This is a genomic window from Pseudomonadota bacterium, assembly GCA_010028905.1.
In the GTDB taxonomy this organism is placed as follows: Bacteria; Vulcanimicrobiota; Xenobia; order RGZZ01; family RGZZ01; genus RGZZ01.
Genome location: RGZZ01000517.1, coordinates 1 through 3,360 on the forward strand (window position 1 = coordinate 1; position 3,360 = coordinate 3,360).

Sequence of the window (3,360 nt, forward strand, 5' to 3'; positions counted from 1 at the left end):
GTGGACACCTACGGAACGAGCGACGCGGCCCGAGTGCTGGGAGTGTCCCCCAAGCGGGTCCGGCAGATGGTCGCCGCTGGGACCCTTGCCGCGGTCGAGATGAACCCCCTACGCATCGAGCAAGCGGCGGTGCATGCGTTACGGGACAAACGCCGCAGCGACAAGCGGGCCAAGGCTGCGCCCCCGGAACCGCCCCCGGCTGCGGACCTCATGGCTCTGGTCGAGCAACTTCTGGACATGCAGCGGCAGGCGACTGAGGCCCAGACGCGTTTGGAGATCACCTCTTCCGCCGCTGACGAGATGCGGGCTGAGCGTGACGCGCTCGCTTCGGAGGTCGCGGACTTGCGGGCTCAACTCGCCCGCCGTCGTCGAGGATTGTTCCGCAGGGGGTAGAGGGGGGTCGCCAACCTGACCCAGCGCGATGCACCCACGCTCCGGCTACTGCTTGTGTGCGCCCCCGAAATCAGAGTTTTCAGATGCACCTATGGGCCTGTGACGGTCGAGCACATGTGTGACGGTCGGGGCCAGGGGTGGTGACGCTTGGACCGCATCTGTGACGAAATAGGGGTGCGTGACGAGTTACCAAGTGTGTGACGAGTTACCCCGACCCAGCTGTTTTTTCTGGGGGTTGCGTCGAGGACCCCGCCCACTTTCCCTTTTACACATCGCCGCGGATTAGGGGGTGGGGGGTTTGCTGTGTGTCGCCGGTCCGTGTGTGACACCTCCGCCACTATCGTGCACGGTATGGATACGACGCGACGCAGGAGCCGTAAATCAGACGGCCGCCACCGCGACGCGCTCATTTCTGTCCGCATCACCACCGAGGCCCTGCTTCTGCTGGATGCAGAGGTGCAGCACCGTGGCGTGAGCCGCGGGGATGTGGTCCTCGACCTCCTCGAAACCAACCTAACAACACACAAACAAACAAACACAAACAACGCTGGGGAGCGCTCTATGTCCACACACATGACCGCATAAGACAAACGGCCCACGAAAGTCCGCGGGCCGCTGTCGGAGTACCACCCCTGCAAGGGTGGAGAAAGAGTGACGCTGAAATGGTAACCGCCGCGCAGCCGTCTGCGCTAGATGGACCCCCGACACGCGAGCAAATCAGGGATGCCGCCGCTGGGTGGATGCTTGACGGGTTCCCCTGTTTTGTCAGGCCCATGTACCTCGACCGGGAACGGCCCGGGAAAGTGGTCAAAGGTGGATACGCGAACTGCCCGGATTGTGTGGCAGGGGCCCACGACCCCGGGGGGTGTGTCTGTGACGGGCTCCTGTGCCATGGGGTGTACGCCGCCACCCTTGACCTCGACCGCTTCACCCAGATGCTCGACAAGGCTGTGGGCCTGTCGTGGGGTGGGAGCACCGTGGCCCTGTCGGTGCGGGTCCCGGAGGGCTTCTGCGTCATAGATGTGGACGCGCACCCCGGTGGTGAGGATGGGGTGGCGCACATGAACCGCCTTATCGAGCAAAGCAACGATGGGCGCGGGAGCATCCTGTGGACGATGTGGTGCACCGAGCACTCCCGGCATGACTGCGACCCCTGCGAGCACCCCCAGATGGGGAACCGGGTCATCGAGTCCGCAGGTGGAGGGGCCCACTTCTACTTCCGTGTCCCGGTCGGGATGGTGCTCCCCAAGGAGTTACTGCCCGCTGTGGAGGTCAAGGGCCCCGGGTCAAACCTCGTCGTCCCGCCGGCTGTGACACCGGCCGGGGCCGCATACCGCGCAGCGCACCCGGGCTTCCCTCGACCGTTGCCGCCCATCGTGGACGCGCCCCCTCGACTTCTGGGGCTACTGCACACCCGGGTGACTTTGGACGAGGTGGGCAAGAGCATGCGCAACGAGCACCGGGCCGCCTATGAGGTGACCGGGTTCACCCAGCCGTCATCGCCGTGGGCCACCACCCGGGACAACCCCGACCCCGCTGGGCTTGTGCTGGACAGGGTGCTCGTCAAAGGCCCGCACAGGTGGGTCGCTCAATGCCCCGCACACCCGGACAACGGCCCGAGTCTGGATGTGCGCGAAGTCGAGGACCGGGTGCTCGTGCATTGCTTCGGCCGGTCCGCCTGCGACCCGGAGCAAGTGGTGGACGCGCTGGGCCTGACCCTCGCGGACCTGTATCGGTCGGGGGTGCTCGTATGAGTCACGACGCTATGGGGGGTTACGACGCGATGGTGGACGCGTTCCTCACAGATGCCAAATCCCGCGACCAAATCGCCGTGCAAGTCATCGTGGTGACAGTCCCGCCACAAGGCAAATCCCGTATGAGCGTCGCCACCGCGACCGTCCCGAACCTCGACACCGCAGACATGGCCCGCGACTGCATCATGCAAGCGGTCCGCATCACTTTGGAGGAAGTCGCATCATGACCGACCACACCACTACGACGAGCACCGTGGCGCACGATGCGCAGACTTTCTACCCAGACGAGGTGCAACGCATCGCGGAACGCATCACCGCGCACACACCGGGCCAGGAGCCGCCCGGGATGACCGCCACCGGGTCGAGGCTGCTCGCCGGGTCCGGGCTTCTGGACTGCGCAGACGAGCCCGACCTGACCGCTGACCTGCTGCTGGACGAGAACGGACAAGGGCTGTTTTACCGCGGCATGTGGAACCTGCTCGCCGGTCCGCGTGGCGTGGGCAAGTCATGGGCCTGCTTGGAGGCCACCCGGCAGGAGATCACCGCGGGCCGGGATGTGCTCCTGCTGGACTTCGAGCAACTGCCCCGCCGCAATGTCAAGCGCCTGCTGCGCATGGGAGTACCCCGCGACCTCATCGAGCGCCACCTGACCGTGCTGCACTACCGCGGCGGCATCTCCGACATCACTTGGACGGAAATCATCGGGACACCGTGGAGCCTCGTCATCGTGGACTCGTTCCGGGCCGCCATGAGCGCCCTCGACGGGGGGGTGGACGAGTCCGCGAGCGATGTGGAGAGGTTCATCTCCCGCCGACTGCTACCCCTGACACACCTAGGGGCCGGGGTCATCGTCACCGACCACAAACGCAAAGCCGACACCACCTACACCGACCAAGGCCCCGTGGGGTCCGGGCGCAAGATAGACGCATGCCAAGGGGCCGCCTACACCATCGTGCCGCTCCTGACCCCCGCTGACGGGGCGCTGGGCTCGTTCCGGCTGGTCAATGACAAAGACAACGAGGGCGCGATAAAGGCCCGCATCCCAGACTCCCGGGAGCGGGGCAACCTCGTCCAAGAGGCCGCCTATGTGGAAGTGGACTCCCGCCCCGGGAACCCGGTCCCGACCGTCATACGCATTAGCGGGCCACGCGACGCGTCCCAGATAGCCCGGGACAAACTCGACGACACCGTGGACATGCTCGCCGCCGCCCTG

The 3,360-nt window shown here is 65.8% G+C and carries 4 protein-coding genes; all 4 read left to right on the forward strand.

The window, feature by feature from the left end; all coding sequences use genetic code 11:
• On the forward strand, positions 1-393 hold the full coding sequence (locus EB084_22145) for a DNA-binding protein (protein NDD30965.1): 393 nt from the start codon (positions 1-3) through the stop codon (positions 391-393).
• 662 nt (positions 394-1,055) lie between these two features.
• Complete coding sequence (locus EB084_22150; GenBank protein ID NDD30966.1) at positions 1,056-2,147, forward strand: hypothetical protein; 1,092 nt, start codon at positions 1,056-1,058, stop codon at positions 2,145-2,147.
• A gap of 11 nt (positions 2,148-2,158) precedes the next feature.
• Positions 2,159-2,374 carry a hypothetical protein gene (locus EB084_22155; protein ID NDD30967.1) on the forward strand — a complete coding sequence of 72 codons (216 nt, stop codon included), beginning with the start codon at positions 2,159-2,161 and terminating at the stop codon, positions 2,372-2,374.
• On the forward strand, positions 2,371-3,360 hold a 990-nt coding region (locus tag EB084_22160; protein ID NDD30968.1), incomplete at its 3' end, for a hypothetical protein. The genes EB084_22155 and EB084_22160, both read left to right, overlap by 4 nt.

Excerpts from the sequence above, each read along its gene's own strand:
- EB084_22155 (NDD30967.1), top strand. The coding sequence starts at position 2,159 with ATGGGGGGTTACGACGCGATGGTGGACGCGTTCCTCACAGATGCCAAA.
- EB084_22150 (NDD30966.1), top strand. The coding sequence starts at position 1,056 with ATGGTAACCGCCGCGCAGCCGTCTGCGCTAGATGGACCCCCGACACGC.